Annotated in this window: 14 protein-coding genes; 5 read left to right on the top strand and 9 right to left on the bottom strand. The window is 69.1% G+C overall.

Annotation, left to right across the window (positions count from 1 at the left end; translation table 11 throughout):
- Positions 1–12 precede the first annotated feature (12 nt).
- The 4 genes from N803_RS10730 to ngcE all read right to left on the bottom strand — a co-directional run bounded on the left by N803_RS10730 (position 13) and on the right by ngcE (position 4,442).
- A complete protein-coding gene (locus N803_RS10730; RefSeq protein WP_245617172.1) occupies positions 13–939 on the bottom strand; it encodes an N-acetylglucosamine-6-phosphate deacetylase in 927 nt (308 codons plus the stop codon).
- A gap of 76 nt (positions 940–1,015) precedes the next feature.
- Positions 1,016–1,918 (bottom strand): carbohydrate ABC transporter permease, encoded by a 903-nt coding sequence (locus tag N803_RS10725; RefSeq protein ID WP_035904954.1) that lies wholly within the window; start codon positions 1,916–1,918, stop codon positions 1,016–1,018.
- Complete coding sequence (locus N803_RS10720) at positions 1,915–2,898, bottom strand: carbohydrate ABC transporter permease (protein WP_035904952.1); 984 nt, start codon at positions 2,896–2,898, stop codon at positions 1,915–1,917. Before N803_RS10720 ends, N803_RS10725 begins: the two co-directional genes overlap by 4 nt.
- Before the next feature lie 122 nt (positions 2,899–3,020).
- Positions 3,021–4,442 carry an N-acetylglucosamine/diacetylchitobiose ABC transporter substrate-binding protein gene (ngcE, locus tag N803_RS10715; protein WP_035904950.1) on the bottom strand — a complete coding sequence of 474 codons (1,422 nt, stop codon included), beginning with the start codon at positions 4,440–4,442 and terminating at the stop codon, positions 3,021–3,023.
- A gap of 287 nt (positions 4,443–4,729) precedes the next feature.
- Here ngcE and N803_RS10710 point away from each other — a divergent pair, with 287 nt between their 5' ends.
- Positions 4,730–6,553: a DUF5107 domain-containing protein gene (locus N803_RS10710; RefSeq protein WP_052112161.1), complete on the top strand. Its 1,824-nt coding sequence runs from the start codon at positions 4,730–4,732 to the stop codon at positions 6,551–6,553.
- Here the strand turns inward: N803_RS10710 and N803_RS10705 are convergent.
- Positions 6,544–7,047 (bottom strand): glutathione peroxidase, encoded by a 504-nt coding sequence (locus tag N803_RS10705; RefSeq protein WP_035904948.1) that lies wholly within the window; start codon positions 7,045–7,047, stop codon positions 6,544–6,546. The two genes, N803_RS10710 and N803_RS10705, sit on opposite strands and share 10 nt — an antisense overlap.
- 94 nt (positions 7,048–7,141) lie before the next feature.
- Entirely contained in the window at positions 7,142–7,951 is an 810-nt protein-coding gene (locus N803_RS10700; RefSeq protein ID WP_035904946.1) for a DeoR/GlpR family DNA-binding transcription regulator, read from the bottom strand.
- Positions 7,952–8,068: 117 nt separating this feature from the next.
- Between N803_RS10700 and N803_RS10695 the strand changes: the two genes are divergently transcribed.
- Both N803_RS10695 and N803_RS10690 read left to right on the top strand, forming a co-directional pair.
- Positions 8,069–8,968, top strand: a complete 900-nt coding sequence (locus N803_RS10695; protein ID WP_035904945.1) for an SIS domain-containing protein — start codon at positions 8,069–8,071, stop codon at positions 8,966–8,968.
- A complete protein-coding gene (locus N803_RS10690; protein ID WP_035904942.1) occupies positions 8,968–9,807 on the top strand; it encodes a class II fructose-bisphosphate aldolase in 840 nt (279 codons plus the stop codon). Before N803_RS10695 ends, N803_RS10690 begins: the two co-directional genes overlap by 1 nt.
- 248 nt (positions 9,808–10,055) lie before the next feature.
- On the opposite strand, the gene N803_RS10685 is transcribed toward N803_RS10690, so the two are convergent.
- Positions 10,056–10,985, bottom strand: a complete 930-nt coding sequence (locus tag N803_RS10685) for a 1-phosphofructokinase family hexose kinase (RefSeq protein ID WP_052112160.1) — start codon at positions 10,983–10,985, stop codon at positions 10,056–10,058.
- Positions 10,982–11,884 carry an ROK family protein gene (locus N803_RS10680; RefSeq protein ID WP_035904940.1) on the bottom strand — a complete coding sequence of 301 codons (903 nt, stop codon included), beginning with the start codon at positions 11,882–11,884 and terminating at the stop codon, positions 10,982–10,984. The genes N803_RS10685 and N803_RS10680 overlap by 4 nt, the downstream gene beginning before the upstream one ends.
- A 269-nt stretch (positions 11,885–12,153) precedes the next feature.
- On the opposite strand from N803_RS10680, the gene N803_RS10675 reads away from it, so the two are divergent.
- Complete coding sequence (locus N803_RS10675; protein WP_052112159.1) at positions 12,154–13,704, top strand: DEAD/DEAH box helicase; 1,551 nt, start codon at positions 12,154–12,156, stop codon at positions 13,702–13,704.
- Between the two features lie 121 nt (positions 13,705–13,825).
- Positions 13,826–15,316: a glycosyltransferase family 39 protein gene (locus N803_RS10670; RefSeq protein ID WP_035904937.1), complete on the top strand. Its 1,491-nt coding sequence runs from the start codon at positions 13,826–13,828 to the stop codon at positions 15,314–15,316.
- Positions 15,317–15,322: 6 nt separating this feature from the next.
- Here the strand turns inward: N803_RS10670 and N803_RS10665 are convergent, their stop codons facing one another.
- A complete protein-coding gene (locus N803_RS10665; protein ID WP_035904936.1) occupies positions 15,323–15,865 on the bottom strand; it encodes a TetR family transcriptional regulator in 543 nt (180 codons plus the stop codon).
- Between the last annotated feature and the right edge of the window lie 65 nt (positions 15,866–15,930).

Here is a 15,930-nt window from a genome sequence, read left to right as displayed (position 1 = left end):
CCACACTCACGATCAGCCGGAGAGAACCGTCCGCGGAGTCGTCGAGGCGGCGGTGAGAACGTCGGCCTCGGGCAGCCCGACGACGTCGATGCACCACCGCACGCAGTCGCCGAGGGTCGACGTCGAGCCGGCGATCGAACCCCTCCCCGACCCACCATCGGCAAGCCGGGCCACGCCCGACGCGACCTCCACGTCGAGCGTGCCGATCGTGTACGCCCCATCGCCCAGCCCCGTCGCCGCCATGGCATCGGAGACGAGCGCAATGCGTTCTGCCCCAACGGTTTCGAAGACCATCCGCACGACCTCGGGCCCCAGGTGCACCCCATCGGCGATGAGCTCGACAATGCAGTCGCCGCGCCCTGCAGCGGCGAGCGCAGCGGCAGCCGGACCGCCCGCGCGGTGGTGGAAGGCCGGCATCCCGTTGAAGAGGTGCGTCACGAGTGGCGGGCGACCGCACGCGTCGGCGATCGACGCGAGCGTCGCGGTGACGACGTCCGCTGACGCATCCGTGTGACCCACCGCGGGGAGTATGCCGTGGCGCGCCAGCGCCTCCACGAGGGCTTCCGAACCGGCTCGCTCGGGCGCAAAGGTCCACTGCACCAGCGCATTCGGCACGCCGGCCTCAGTGCACGTCTCGACGAGGGTCTCGATGAGTGCGAGGTCAGGGTCCGTGAGGACCGACGGATCGTGGGCACCTCGTCGTTCCTGCGAGAGGAACGGACCTTCGAGATGTATGCCGGCCAGCTCACCTGACGCGACCAGCGGCGCGAGCGTCGCGACCTGGGAGACGAGCGCGTCGGGCGTACCCGACACGAGCGACCCGACGAGCGAGCCGACACCAGCAGCGCGGTGGTGGGCCGCAGCGGCCCGCGACCCCTCACCATCCGAGCCGAACTCGTGCCCGAGGGCGCCATGGCAGTGCAGATCGACGAGATCCATGCTTCCCATCCTGCCTTGTGTGTATGAGCCCACGCCGGAGCGTGGTCTCATACACACACGGCGGGTTGACGTGGGGTTATTTGAGGGTGCCCTGGGAGAGGGAGCCCTGGAGCTGGCGCTGGCTGAATATGTAGACGGCGAGCACCGGCACGATCGTGATGACGACGGCCGCGAAGAGCTGACCGAAGTCGACGGCATAGCCCGCCTGCGAGGCGAAGCGCGCCATGCCCTGCGAGAGGACGTAGTTGTCCTCGTTGGTGTTGAGGGCGACCGGCAGGAGGAACTGGTTCCACAGACCGAGGAAGTTGAAGATCGCGATCGCGACGATGCCGGGGCGCGCCATCGGCAGCATGACCTGAGCGAACGTGCGCCACTCACCCGCACCGTCGAGTTCGGCCGCCTCGGCGATCTCCTGCGGCAGTCCCCGGAAGAACGGGTAGAGGAAGAACACCGTGAACGGGAACGCGAACGCGACATAGGTGGCGATGAGGCCGGGCAGGGTGTTGAGGAGTCCGGTGTTCTTGAGGACGAAGAACAGGGGGACGATCGCGAGGAAGACGGGGAAGGTCAGCCCGGCGAGGATGAGGTAGTAGATGACCCCGCTGCCGCGGAAGGGATAGCGGGCCAGGGAGTAGGCCGCCGCCGAGCCGAGGATCATCACGAGCACGAGCGAGCACGTGACGACGATGACCGAGTTGAGCATGTAGCGCCCGATGTTGGAGTCGCGCCATGCCCCGATGTAGTTGTCGAAGCTCCAGTTCTGCGGCAGTGCCAGGGGCGAGGAGAAGATCTCGCCCGTCGTCTTCCACGACGAGAGGAAGACCCACACGAGCGGCAGGATGACGATGATCGACCACAGGGTCAGCACGATGTGCGAGACGACGGTGACGGTGCGGTCGGACGACGTCTTCTCGGGGGCACGCGCCCCGTCGGCGCGGCGTTCGGCGGAATCGGTTGTGTCGGCGGTGGCGGTGCTCATCGGTTGTCCTTCCCACCGGTGTAGCGATTGACGGCGAAGACGATCGCGGCGAAGAGCAGCGTCAGGAGTGCCAGGACGACACCCATCGCGCTCGCCATGCCGAACTGACCCTTCTTGAATGCCGTGTTGAAGAGGTCCTGCGTCATCGTCAGCGTCGAGTTCTGCGGGCCGCCGCTGGCGTTGAGGGCGGCCATGTAGACGAAGGCGTCGAGGGCGAGGATGCCGAGATAGATGTATGCCGTCTGGATCGTGTCGCGGACCATCGGCAGCGTGACCATGAAGGTCATCCGGACCCGCCCGGCACCGTCGACGCGGGCCGCGTCGTAGAGCTCGGCCGGAATGCCCTTGATCGCCGCGATGAAGAGCACCATGTAGAAGCCGACGAAGCCCCAGATGATGACGAACATCGTCACGGGCATGGCCGTCGAGACCTCACCCAGCCAGGCGAACGACTCGAACTTGTCGAGGCCGAGACCGGTGAGGACTGCATTGACGAGGCCCGCCGACGGGTCGAACATCTGCGACCAGATGAGGCCGATGACGATGGCGGGGATCGTGTAGGGGAAGAACGAGACGATCCGATAGAACGACGACCGCGACAGTCCACGGACCGCGCCCGTGCTCGACCCACCGACGGTGACCATCGTCGCGAGCGCCAGCGCGAGCACGATCGTCACGAAGGGCACGACGAGAGCGAGCAACAGGTTGTTGCGCACCGCCTTGAGGAAGATGTCGTCCTTGAGCAGGGCGGTGTAGTTCGACAGGCCGACGAACTCGAACTGGTCGCTGAACCCGCTCCAGTTCGTCAACGAATAGACGAAGGCCTGGACGAACGGCCACAACACGAACACGGCGTAGAACGCGAACGGGAGACCCAGTGTGATGAGGATGAAGATCACTCGGGACAACGGCATACGTCGTCGTCCGGACTTCGGTGGCGCTCCGGCCTCCGAAGGAGCAGTGGGCACGACTGCACTCATGGATGGAACCTACGTTCGTGTGGGGCAGTGGGGCGGCAGGACAGGAGAAGTCGTCGGACGCGTCGACGGCTGGACAAGACCGTGCCCGGCCCGGCTGTGGCAGCCGGACCGGGCACGAGGGGTCACTTGACTTCGACCTTCTTGACCTGCGGGTCGTTGGCGACCTTGTCGGTGATCTTCTGCAGCTCGGCGGTGAGCTTCGCGGCGTCGATCTGCCCCGAGAGGAACGCGTTCCACGGGACGAGCATGTCCTGGTTCATGCCGTAGTTGTCCACGAAGTTCCAGGTGAAGACACCGTCGCCGGCGTCCTTGAGCATCTTGCCCTGCGACTGGAGCGCCGTGGACCCGAAGCCGTCCTCGGGGACGGTGTCCTTGACGATCGTCGGGGCGAGCTTGGTCTTGGCGAAGTTCGTCGCGGCCTCCTTGGAGAGCATGGTGCGGAGGAGCTCCTTGCCACCGGCGACGTTCTTGGCCTTGCTCGGGACGATGAAGGGCTCACCGGCCGCGGAGTGCAGTGCCTCGTAGGGCATCTTCGGGCTGGCGCTGACCGTCATCTCGGGGACACCGGTCATCTTGAAGTCGGCCTTGGTCTGGTCCTTCATCTCGTTCTCGATCCACGAGCCCGAGGGGTAGAGGAGGGCCTCCTGGCCGTTGCTCCACTGGGCCTGGGCGGCGGTGAACTGCGTGCCACCACCACCGGGCTTCATGTAGCCGTTCTTGATGATCGTCTCGAGGGCCTTGAAGACGCCCTGGACGGCGGCGTGCGACCAGCAGTCCGGCTTGAGGTTCTCGAGGGCGAGACGGACCTCGTCGCCACCCTCCTTGATCGCCGAACCGATGGCGAGCGTCTGGTAGTAGGTCGCGGCTTCCTTGCCCCAGAGCATGAGGAACTTGCCCTTGGCCTTGGCGTCAGCACCGAGCTTGATGGCCTCGTCCCAGGTCTTGGGCGGGGTCCAGCCGTTGGCCTCGAAGAGCGACGCGGAGTACCAGATCGCGTAGATCGTCTGGACGTAGTTGATGGCGACGAGCTTGCCGTTGATCGTGCCCGGGGCCTCGACGCCGGCGTAGAGGGTGTCCTTGATCGTCGTGCCCTCGAGGTTCTTGGCCTCGAACACGTCGCTCAGGTCCTCGAGCTGGTCGGCGATGGTGTTGAGGCCGATTGAGTTGGCGCCCGAGTTGTCGATGAGGTCCGGCGGGTTGCCACCGACGAAGCGCGGCTGGAGCTCCTGCGCAATCTGGGTGGACGGCTTCACGCCGAAGGTGACGCCGGAGTGGTTCTTCTTGGCGACGTCGGCCGCGAAGGTGACGTAGTCGAACCCGTAGCCACCGTTGAAGATGACGGCCTCGACGGCGCCGCTGTCGGCCAGGCCGAAGGGGTTGGTGTCGGACTTGGTGCCGCCCCCGGTGGACGTGCTCGAGTCGTCACTCGAGTCCCCGCCGCCCGTCGCACAGCCCGCGAGGGTCAGTGCCGGAATCGCGACACCGCCCGCCATCGCGATGCGAAGGATCGATCGCCGATCCACCTGATTGCCTCGAACTGTCATGCGCTTCCTGCTTCCAGTCGCGGGCGGCCAACCACCCGTCATTGGGTAACACGGTGATGTGTCGTGGTCGCCACATCGTGCTGCGGCTGATCGAATGTGTCAAGGTTCTTGCCCAAACCGTCACAATCGAGCAGTCTGCGGGTGTGGCTCATCAACGTTCCGCATTCGCGCGGCCCCGGTCGCTGTCCCTTCTCGGCACGCTACCCGCGCAGGGCGGCCCAGTGGCGGCTCTGCGACCTGTTCGTGAAAATATCACGACAAACGTCAGCAGTAGGGCATCTTCTGACATGGTCGAGCGGATCCACCGCGGCCGACTCGATTCGCCCCTCCCCTACGGCGTCGTGAGCGACTACGACCGGGCCGAGCAGCCGCTTTCACTCCCGGCCATCGAACTCGCCAACGACCACGTCAGCGCCACGATCCTGCCGACGCTCGGCGGCCGCGTCTGGTCGCTGACCCTGACCGACGGCGACAAGGACGGGGACAGCGATGGCCAGCGCGACCTGCTCCACCGCAACCCCCGACTGCGCTGGGCGAACTTCGGCCTCACCGACGCGTGGTTCGCCGGCGGCATCGAGTGGAACCTCGGCTCGACCGGCCACACCACGCTGTCCAACCGCCCCATGCACGCCGCGATCCTCGACACCGACCTCGGTCCGGTCGTCCGCCTCTGGGAGTGGGAGCGCACCCGCGACCTCGTCCTCCAGGTCGACCTCTGGCTCGACGGCGCACACCTCATGGCGTCCACACGTGTCACCAACCCCGACCCGGAACCGAAGCCGCTCTACTACTGGACCAACATCGCGGTCCCCGAGACGGCGGGCACGCGAGTCCTCGTGCCCGCCACCGACGCGTGGCGCACCGACTACTCGGGAATGCTCGACCTCGTCTCCGTGCCCCACCCCGACGGACCGATCGATGTCAGCGTGCCGACGAACAGCCGGTATGCCGCGGACTACTTTTTTGACGTCGCTCACCACCGTGGACGGCTGGTGAGCGCAGTCGAGCCCGACGGTCGTGGGTTCGCCCAGACCTCGACCGGAGCGCTGCGCGGGCGCAAGCTCTTCCTCTGGGGCAACGGACCCGGCGGGCAGCGGTGGCAGGACTGGCTTGGCGTGCCGGGCAGTCGCTACCTCGAGATCCAGGCCGGGGTGTGCACGACCCAGCTCGAACACGACGTGCTCGACGGGCACGACTCGCTCTCGTGGACCGAGGCCTTCCTGCCGCTCGACCTCGACCCCGAGAGCGTCGCCGGGGACTACGAGTCCGCATCGGCCGCGGTCGCCGATGCCGTGCACCGCGACGTCCCACCGGACCGACTCGAGGCGCAGCACGCCCAGTGGCTCGCGGAGGTCGCGGACCGGATGCCGGCCGCCGACGAGGTCATGCACGTTGGATCCGGTTGGGGCAGAGCGGAATTGGCGTTGAGGGGCGCTGAGGACCTGCCCGGCACGCCCTTCCCCGAGCTCGACGACGAGAGCCAGCCGCTGCGTCGGTTCGCAGAGTCCGGCGACCCCAACGCCCTCGATGCGATCGAGGCCGACCGCCCCACCTTGCCCGTCATCTCACCCCGGTGGACGGCGCTGCTCGAGCAGCACGAGCCCAACTCCACCGGCTGGTGGTTGCCCTACGCCCTCGGCACCGGACGCCACCTGGCGGGCGATCGCGAAGGTGCGCGGACGGCATACGGGAGAAGTATCGGTGCGACGCCCACGGCCGTCGCGTTGCGCGGTCTCGCACTCCTCGCCGACGACCCGTCCGAGCGCATCGCGCTGCACCGGCAGGCGCTCGACCTCGCCCCGACGGAGCGGCGCCTGACCGTCGAACTCCTCACTGCCCTACGTGATTCCGGGCGCGCGAGCGAGGTCCCCGGCATCGTCGCCGCCCTGCCGCTGAGCGTGCGGGATCACGGGCGCACCCAACTGCTCCTCGCGCAGGCGCTCGCCGACGAGGACCGGCGCGACGAGGCGCTGGTGATCCTCACAGACCTCGAGGTGCCCGACCTCGCCGAAGGCGACCCGTCACTGTCGGACATGTGGCTGCGCCTGTGCCCCGGCGAGGACGTCCCGCCGCGGCTGGACTTCCGGATGAGCTCGGCGACTCAGCCCTGAGCGAGGGCCTTCTCGATGTCGCCGGCGAGCGACTCGGGCTTGGCGGTGGGCGCGTAGCGCTTGATGACCTGGCCGTCGCGACCGACGAGGAACTTGGTGAAGTTCCACTTGATGCTGTCGCCGAGCAGGCCGCCCTTCTCCTTGCGGAGCCACACGAAGAGCGGGTGGGCGTCGTCGCCGTTGACGTCGATCTTGTCGAACATCGGGAACGTCACGCCGTAGTTGCGCTGGCAGAACGCGCCGATCTCCTCGGCGGTGCCGGGCTCCTGACCACCGAACTGGTTGCACGGGAAGCCGAGGACGACGAGGCCCTGATCGCGGTGGTCCTGCCACAGCTTCTCGAGTCCCTCGAACTGCGGGGTGAAGCCGCACTCGGAGGCGGTGTTGACGACGAGGACGACCTGACCGGCATACGCCGAAAGGTCCTGAGGGGCGCCCTCGAGAGTCGTCGCGGAGAAGTCGGACAGGGTCTGCTCGCGGGTCTGTTCGGTCATGGGGCGACCCTAACGGCTCGCCCTGTGTGTATGAGACCACGCTCGGGCGTGGTGCCATGCACACAAGGCAGGAGGGGGGCGGGACCGGCGAGGGTCAGACGCAGTGCACCGTCACACCGAGGTCGCGGATGGCGGCGACCTGGTCGTGCCCCTCGGGGGCGGTCGTCACGAGCTGGGTCACTTCGGCGGCGCCGCAGATCTCGGTGAAGGCCCGGGCGCCGAGCTTGCCCTCGGCCGCGACGACGATGACGTCACGGGCGCGTTCGACCATGAGCCGCGACACGGCCGCCTCGTCCTCGTGGGCACAGGTCGCGCCCTCGACCGCCGAGAGTCCGTTGACGCCGAGGATGACGACGTCGAGCCACAGCTGGCTCAGGCCGGCGATCGCGAGCGGGCCGGTGACCTCGTAGGACTCCGGGCGCGGGATGCCACCGAGGCTGACGCAGCGGACGTGCGGGCGGAGGACCGCCTCGACCGCGATGTTGAGGGCGCTCGTCACGAGGGTGATGCCGCTCTCGACGAGGTCCTCGCGGGCGGTCAGGGCACGGGCGGTCGTGGTCGTCGTCGTGCCGCCGTTCATGCCGACGACGGCGCCCGGCGCGACGAGGGCCGAGGCCGCCTGGGCGATGCGCTCGAGGTCGGAGTCACGTTGGCTCACGCGGTAGCGGTAGGGGAGTTCGTAGGCCACGGACGTCGCGACGACTCCGCCGTGGTTGCGGGTCACGAGCTGCCGCCGGGCGAGCTCGGAGAAGTCGCGCCGGATCGTCGCCTCGGAGACCTCGAGCTTCTCCGCGGCCGCGGCGACGCCGAGGCGGCCCTCGGTGGCGAGCAGGTCGAGGATCGCCGAGAGCCGGGACGCTCGATGGCGGGGAGCGTCGGCGGCGAGGTCGGCGCGTTCAGTCATGCGGGTGACTGTATCGCTCACGTTTGCGCCGTAAACACCTCTTGCCTTGCATGAGCGTGCTCATTTAGGCTTTGTCTCGATCACATTCACGCAGACTTCGCGCAGTCAGGACACTTCATGACGTTCCTTGCCCAAGAGATTGCCACGCAGGCCGACGATTGGGCCGCCGTGGTCGAACGTCTCCCGGATATCGCCGACCTCCTCCCCAGGCCGGGGGAGCGCGTCGCGACGATCGGTTGCGGCACGTCGTGGTTCATGGGTCAGGTGTATGCCGGTCTGCGCGAGTCTCTGGGGCAGGGCGTCACTGACGCGTTCGCCGCGAGCGAGCACCAGCTCGCGCGGGGCTACGACCGTGTCGTCGTCATCACCCGCTCCGGCACCACCACCGAGGTCATCGAGGTCGTCGAGCAACTGCGCGCAGCCGGCACGCCGCACGTTGCCCTCGTCGCGACCGCGGGCACACCCGTCGCCGAGAAGGCCGAATCACTCATCCTGCTGCCCGAAGTCGACGAACAGTCCGTCGTCCAGACCCGTTTCGCCACAACGGTTCTCGCGCTTCTGCGTGCCTCACTCGGGGAGTCGCTCGACGCGGCGATCGCCGACGCACGCGAGGTGCTCGCCGAAGGTGACGACACGGCATACGCCGGCTTGTTGGACGCCGAGCAGATCACGTTCCTCGGGCGCGGCTGGACCATCGGGCTCGCCCACGAAGCCGCTCTCAAGCTGCGTGAGTCGAACCAGTTCTGGGCCGAGAGCTACCCGGCGATGGACTACCGCCACGGACCGATCAGCATCGCCGCACCCGGCCGTGTCACGTGGGCGTTCGGTGAGGTGCCCGAGGGGCTGCGGGAGCAGGTCGAGGCGACGGGTGCGCGCTTCGAGCACCGCGACATCGACCCCATGGCCGACCTCGTGCGGCTCCAGCGCTACTGCCTGGCGCGGGCGGTGGCCGCCGGCATCAACCCCGACGAGCCGCGCAACCTGAGCCGCTCGATCATCCTCGACGACGTCAGCTGATGGGCCTCTCGCCCCTGGCGCCAGTGCTGGCCGAAGCGCGTCGTGACGGACGCGCGGTGGCGGCGTTCAATGTCATCCAGATCGAACATGCCGAGGCGTATGCCGTTGCAGCAGAGCGCTGTTCGCTGCCGGTCGTCATGCAGATCAGTGAGAACTGCGTGCGCTATCACGGGTCGCTGCGACCCCTTGCTCTGGCGACGATGGCGATTGCGCAGGCCTGCACGCAGCCGGTCGTCGTGCATCTCGACCATGCCGAGTCGTTGGACCTCGTGAGCGAGGCGGTGGAGCTGGGGCTGACGTCGGTGATGTTCGACGGGTCGAAGCTGCCGGACGACGAGAACCGTGCTCTGACGCGGCGCGTCGTCGAGCAGTGCCACGCCGCGGGGGTGTCGGTCGAGGCCGAACTCGGCGAGATCGGCGGCAAGGACGGCGTGCACGCACCGGGCGTCCGGACGGATCCGGGCGATGCGGCGCGTTTCGTGGCGGACACGGGAGTGGATGCGCTTGCCGTTGCGGTCGGGTCGTCGCACGCCATGACCGAGCGGAGTGCGGTGCTGGACACGGATCTCATTGCGGCACTTGCGGACTCGGTGCCGGTGCCACTGGTTCTGCACGGGTCGAGTGGAGTGCCGGACGACGGACTGGTCGCTGCGGTGCGGGCCGGGATGACCAAGGTCAACATCGCCACCCACCTGAACCAGGTGTGGACCGACGCGATGATCGGGCGGCTCGAGGAGGGGCGAACCGTGGACACGCGCACGTATCTCGGGGCGGCTCGCGATGCCGTCGCGGACGAGGCCGAGCGGCTGATGCGCCTCCTCGCCTTCACCACCACCTGAGGCGCCCTCTCTCGGGTGGTGGTGCGTACCTCCGGACATGCAGTGCTGCCAGGACAGGCTCGCCGGGACATGCAGTGCGAACACTCGAGCACGTGAAGGCCGTGTGATCTCGGGACATTCCGCGGGCGAACAGGTGCCACTGCATGTCCGCCGGCACGGGCCGCCGGACCACTGCATGTCCGGAGGTACATCCAGCCCGGGCCGGTGAGGTCAGGCGTGCGCTGTGAGGTCGGGCGTGCGCTGTGAGGTCAGGCGTGTTCGGTGATGTCGACGTCGTCGAGGAGGGCTTCGACATCAGCCGTGTCGACGACACCAGCCACGGTCTGACGCACCGCCGCGGCTGACCAGGCGACACCGACGCGCAGCACCTCGGGCCAGTCGACCTCGTCGCGCTTGAGTCCGTCGAGGCCCGCAGAGATCGCAGCCGTCAGGGCATCACCGGCACCGGTCGCGTTGCCGACGCCGGGAGTGCGCGGTTTGGCCTCGATGACGCGTCCGGTGGCCGTGACGAGGACGAGCCCCTCGGCGCCGCGGGAGATCAGCGCGGCCCAGGCGCCCTGGGCCACCAGCGCCCGGGCGGCTTCGAGCGGGTCCTCGATGCCGGTCATCGCGGCGGCCTCGGACTCGTTGGGCTTGACGAATGCGGGCGTGCGCGCAAGCACCTCGGTCACCCAGTGACCCCGGCCGTCGACGACGAGCTCGGCACCGGCTTCGGCAGCCGCGACGCACAGGGTGACGACGTCGGCGTCGGCCGTGTTGGGCGGGAGGCTTCCCGAGATCGTGAAGACGTCACCCGGGCGGCAGCTGCTGCGCACCATGTCGATGAGCTGCTCCCACACCTGCGACGGCTGCGGCGCGCCCTGTTCGTTGAGGACCGTCGCGAGACCGTCCGCACTGAAGACCGCGACCGAGCGGCGGGTCGTGACGGGGGAGTCGATGACGCGCAAGCGGATGCCACGCTGCGCCGAGTCGTCCTCGAAGAAGCCGCGGTGCTGCTCACCGACGGGAGCAATGGCGACATGGTCGAGACCCATGCACGACAGGACGCCGGCGACGTTGAGGCCCTTGCCGCCGGCGTGGGTGCCGGTGACCGAGACGCGATGAGACTCGCCGACGAGAAGTCTCGGGACGGCATACGTGATGTCGACCGCCGGATTGGGGGTGAGGGTGAAGATCACGCGATGGCCTCCATGGCGAGAAGGGTGGCTCCGAGGGCGCCGGCACGGTCGCCGAGAGCCGCCTGAGTGACGGTGATGCGGTCGTGGCCGAGCGCGCGAACAAGCCTGTCGCGCAAGGGATCCAGCAAGGTGGCGCCGGCGAGGGCCAGACCGCCACCGACGAGAACGAGGCGCGTACCGGCAGCAGCACACACGGGAGCCATCACGCGCACGAGGGCGTCGATCGCGCCCTCCCAGAGACGGATGGCTTCGTGGTCACCGTCCTCGACAGCCCGGCTCAGGGTCTCGGCATCGCCGTCGCGACCAAGGGCGTTCCAGGCGCGACCCAGGGCTGCGGCACTGGCGACCGCCTCGAGACAGCCGAGGCGCCCACAGCCACACGGAGGACCGTCGGGTTCGACGACGACGTGGCCGATCTCGCCGGTCCACTCCGAACCGGCGACGACCTGGCCCCCGGCGAGCAGAGCACTGGCGATGCCGGTCCCCAGCGGGACGAAGAGGGCATCGGGGGACCCCTGAGCGGCACCGAGGCGGAACTCCGCGAGCAGCCCGGCACGCACGTCGTGGCCGATGGCGACCGGAACGTCGAACCGCTCCTGGAGCCGGTCACGCAGGGGCAGGTCACGCCAGCCCAGGTTGGCCGACCAAGCGGCCATACCGTTGACCTCGTCGACAAGGCCCGGCACGACGGCGCCCACCGCTGCGAGGGGGGCCGTGATGCCGTCGGCACGCGCTCGCTGGACGAGCGTGGCGACCGTCTCGGCGATGACCTCGACGATGCTGTCGCCGGGCCGCGGCGGCGTGGAAGCGGTGTGGGACAACACCACTGAGCCGTCGAGGTCGGAGAGCATCGACTTGATTCGTGTCCCCCCGACGTCGACTCCCGCCACGAGCATCATTGCCACGGATTCATCCTACGGTTTGTCCGCGAACGTCTCGATTCACGGAATGTGAGGCAGACGCAGTAGTGTTGACCTCAGCGGTCCGCACTGTTCTGCCTCGGACCTGCTTCTCTTCTCACTGTCGATGCCGATGCGCCGCGACCGAGAGACCCCGACGGGACGACACCGATGTCGAGAGCCCCGTCGTGACTCGGAAATTTCGCGCCGGGCAGAACCGACTGCATCAGAACTCTCTGGAGTACTCCTTCGTGTCCACTGACACCCGCATGACCCCTGCCCAGAACGCCTCCGGCGCTACCTCTGGGACCACCACGGGCTTCGCCGACCTCGGCGTCCCCACTTCACTCGTCCGCGTCCTCGCCGACCGCGGCATCACCGAGCCGACGCCGATCCAGGCCGCGACGCTGCCCGACAGCCTCGCCGGTCGCGACGTCCTCGGCCGTGGCCGCACCGGCTCGGGCAAGACCTACGCCTTCCTCCTGCCCGTCCTGGCCCGCCTCGCCGCGGGCGCAGCGAACGGCCGCCGCCGTCAGGCCAAGCGCCCCCGCGCCCTCATCCTCGCGCCGACCCGCGAGCTCGCCACCCAGATCGACGAGGCGCTGACGCCGCTGGCCCAGCCGTTGGGCCTGACCTCGAAGACCGTCTTCGGTGGCGTCGGCCAGAACCCGCAGGTCCAGGCCATCGCCCGTGGCGTCGACGTCGTCGTCGCCTGCCCGGGTCGCCTCGAGGACCTCATCGGCCAGGGCCACGTGAGCCTCGACGCCGTCGAGATCACCGTCCTCGACGAGGCCGACCACATGGCCGACCTCGGCTTCCTCCCGGTCGTGAAGCGCCTGCTCGACCGCACCCCCCGTGACGGCCAGCGCATGCTCTTCTCCGCGACGCTCGACGCCGGGATCAACACGCTCGTCAAGCGCTACCTCAGCTCGCCGGTCACCCACGAGGCCGACTCGGCGCAGTCGCCGGTCGCGACGATGAGCCACCACGTCCTGCACGTCGCGCCCGAGTCGCACCTGCCCGTCCTGCGCGACCTCACCGCCGCGCCGGGCCGCAAGGTCGTCTTCACGCGCACGAAGCACCGCGCCAAGAAGCTCGCCCGCCAGCTCAACGCCGAGGGCATCCCCGCCGTCGAGCTGCACGGCAACCTCAGCCAGAACGCTCGCACCCGCACGATGGACGCGTTCCACTCGGGCACGGCGCACACCCTCGTCGCGACCGACATCGCCGCCCGCGGCATCCACGTCGACGACGTCAGCCTCGTCATCCACGCCGACCCGCCGGTCGAGCACAAGGCCTACCTCCACCGCTCCGGCCGCACCGCTCGCGCCGGCAACTCGGGCACCGTCGTCACGCTGATGATGGACGACCAGATCCGCGACGTCCGCGACCTCACCCGCAAGGCCGGCATCGCGCCGACGACGACCAAGGTCAACGCCTCGCACCCGCTCCTCACCGAGCTCGCGCCGGGCGAGCGCTCCTTCCCGGGACCGTTCGTCATCCCGGGTGCCGCGCCGCAGGGTGGTGGGCAGCGCCCCACCGGTGGTCGCAACGGTGGCGGTCAGCGTTCGGGTGGCCAGCGTTCGGGTGGCCAGGGTGGTCAGCGTTCCGGCGGTCCGCGCGGTCAGCGCAGCGCCGGCGGCCGCACCACCGGCGGTCGCAACGCGCAGGGCGGACAGTCGAGCCAGGGCGGACAGCGCTCCGGCGGACAGCGTTCCGGCAGCAGCCAGCGCTCGGGCGGCCCGCGTCGCTCCGGCGGCAACGGGAGCGGCGGCGGCATCGCGGCCTTCTCGTCGCAGTCGCGCGGCTACCGCGGCTGACGCAACCACACGATCCGGTATGCCGGCCGCGCACCTTGCGCGGCCGGCATACCGTTTTCTGTTAGTCCCGAACGCTTGAATTGGTGAGTTCGGGACGGGTGGGGTCTGCGAGCATGGGCGGGTGAGAGTCCCACGGGGTGCGCTCCTCACGGCCGGGGTCCTCGGACTGGTGCTCGTGCTCGTCGGCAACCGCTACGGCTACCACCGGGACGAGCTGTACTTCATCGAGGCCGGCCACCACCCCGCCCCCGGGCAACCCGACCAGCCGATGCTCGTCCCCCTCCTGGCCGCCGCCTGGCACGCGATCACCGGCGGGCACCTGTGGGCGTTCCGCATCCTGCCCGCCGTCGCCGCCGCACTCACCGCTCTGGTTGCGGCGCTGACCTGCCGCGTCCTCGGCGGCACGACCCGCCACCAGACCGCCGCCGCCATCCTCACCGCCGTCACATCGATCGTCCCCGGCACGGGCCACCTCTTCTCGACGACGGCGTTCGACCTGCTCGGCACGGCCACGACGGTCTGGCTGCTGCTGCGCGCCCTCCAGCACCCGTCCGTCGCCCGCTGGTTGCTCGTCGGAGTCGCCGCCGGCATCACGTCCGAGGTCAAGGTCCTCGTGCTCACGGTGCTCGCCTGCTGCGCGGTCGGACTCGTCGTCGCCGGTCCGCGCCGCCCGCTGCTGACTGCCGGGCCGTGGCTCGCCGCAACGGTCACCGCACTGCTCGCCGCGCCTTTCCTGATCTGGCAGGCGCGCCACGGCTGGCCGATGCGCGAGATCACCGCGAACATCGCCGCCGGCGGGTCGACGTCGTCGGCCGACCGCGCGGCCGTCGTGCCGCTCTCGTTCCTCATGGTCGGCCCGCTGCTGTCCATTCCGTTCGTGGCAGGGCTGATTCACCTCTGGCGGAGGCCGCAGCTTCGGTGGCTGACGATCGCGTATGCCGTGTTCCTCGCGTTCGTCGTCGTCACCGGTGGCAAGGCGTACTACCCGGCGGGGTTCTTCCCTGCGGCCCTCGCTGCCGGCACCATGCCAACGCTGGACTGGCTCGACGCCCGGCACCGAACCCGGCTCGCCGCAGCGGTGCTCGCGATCTCGTCGATCCCGACGGCTGCCTTCTCGCTTCCGCTCGCCCCGCCGGGGTCACCCGTGTTCGAGATGGCGACCGCAGTCAATCCGGACACGGCCGAGACGGTGGGGTGGCCGGCATACGTCGAGACGATCCGCGAGGTGAGTCGAGCGCTCCCGGACCGGGACAACGCCATCGTGCTCACGCGCAACTACGGAGAGGCGGGGATGATCAGCCTCGCGCGACGCGAGAGTGACGCGGACCGCGAACTGTTGCCGCCGGCATACAGCGTCCACAACGGTTACGGGGAGTGGGGTCCGCCCCCGGCCGACTCGACGACCGTGATGCTCATCGGGACGTTCGGGCGGATCTATCCGGATCCGCTGACGACGGAGCTGCAGACGATGTTCGACCGATGCGATCTCGTGGCGCGGCTCGAGACACCCGACGGCGTCGACAACGACGAGGACGGCGCCCCGGTGCACGTGTGCCGTGGGCTCGTGCAGCCGTGGGACGAGGCTTGGCCGGGGATGCGGCGGCTGGGCTGACGGGCGTCAGCGGGTGGCGCCGACGAGGAGCGCATCGAGGCCGAAGAGGAATGCCTCGGGTTCGTCGGCGGCCGGGTCGTTCGTGAGGACGCCGGCACGGGTGAAGTCGGCGCGGCTCTGCAGCTCGCTCGTCGCGCCGAGGACATAGTGCGTCACGGCGCGCGCGGTCCAGGCGGCCCGGGTCGGGTCGAGGGTCTCCTCCAGGCTGCGGCGCATGTCGCGGTGCACGGCGAGGGGTTCGTCGGCGAGAGCCTGCGCGAGGGTGACGATCTCGGCGCCGTTGCGGTGGGCGAGCAGGGCGTCGCGGAAAGCGATCGCAACGTCGCGGACGGCGGTGGGTGACGCGTCGGGCGGCGAGATGGGGACGCTGGCGAGGATGCGGTCAGCGATGGCAGCGAGCAGGTCCTGCTTGCTCTTGACGTGCCAATAGAGCGCCCCCGGCTGGACGTCGAGCGCGGTGGCGAGGCGGCGCATGGAGAGGGACTCCAGGCCGTACTCGTCGAGGATGCCCATCGCCGCGTCGATCACGTCGGCTCGGGTCAGCGCCATGGGGATCCTCGGTCGGTGCGGGTGGGCAGGGCTCGATCGTATTTCTTGAACAGTGTTCAATGCTC

The organism is Knoellia subterranea KCTC 19937 (genome assembly GCF_000768685.1).
Classification (GTDB): Bacteria; Actinomycetota; Actinomycetes; order Actinomycetales; family Dermatophilaceae; genus Knoellia; species Knoellia subterranea.
Note: the sequence above shows the minus strand (reverse complement) of the source record. Positions and strands in the feature narration are given on the sequence as shown.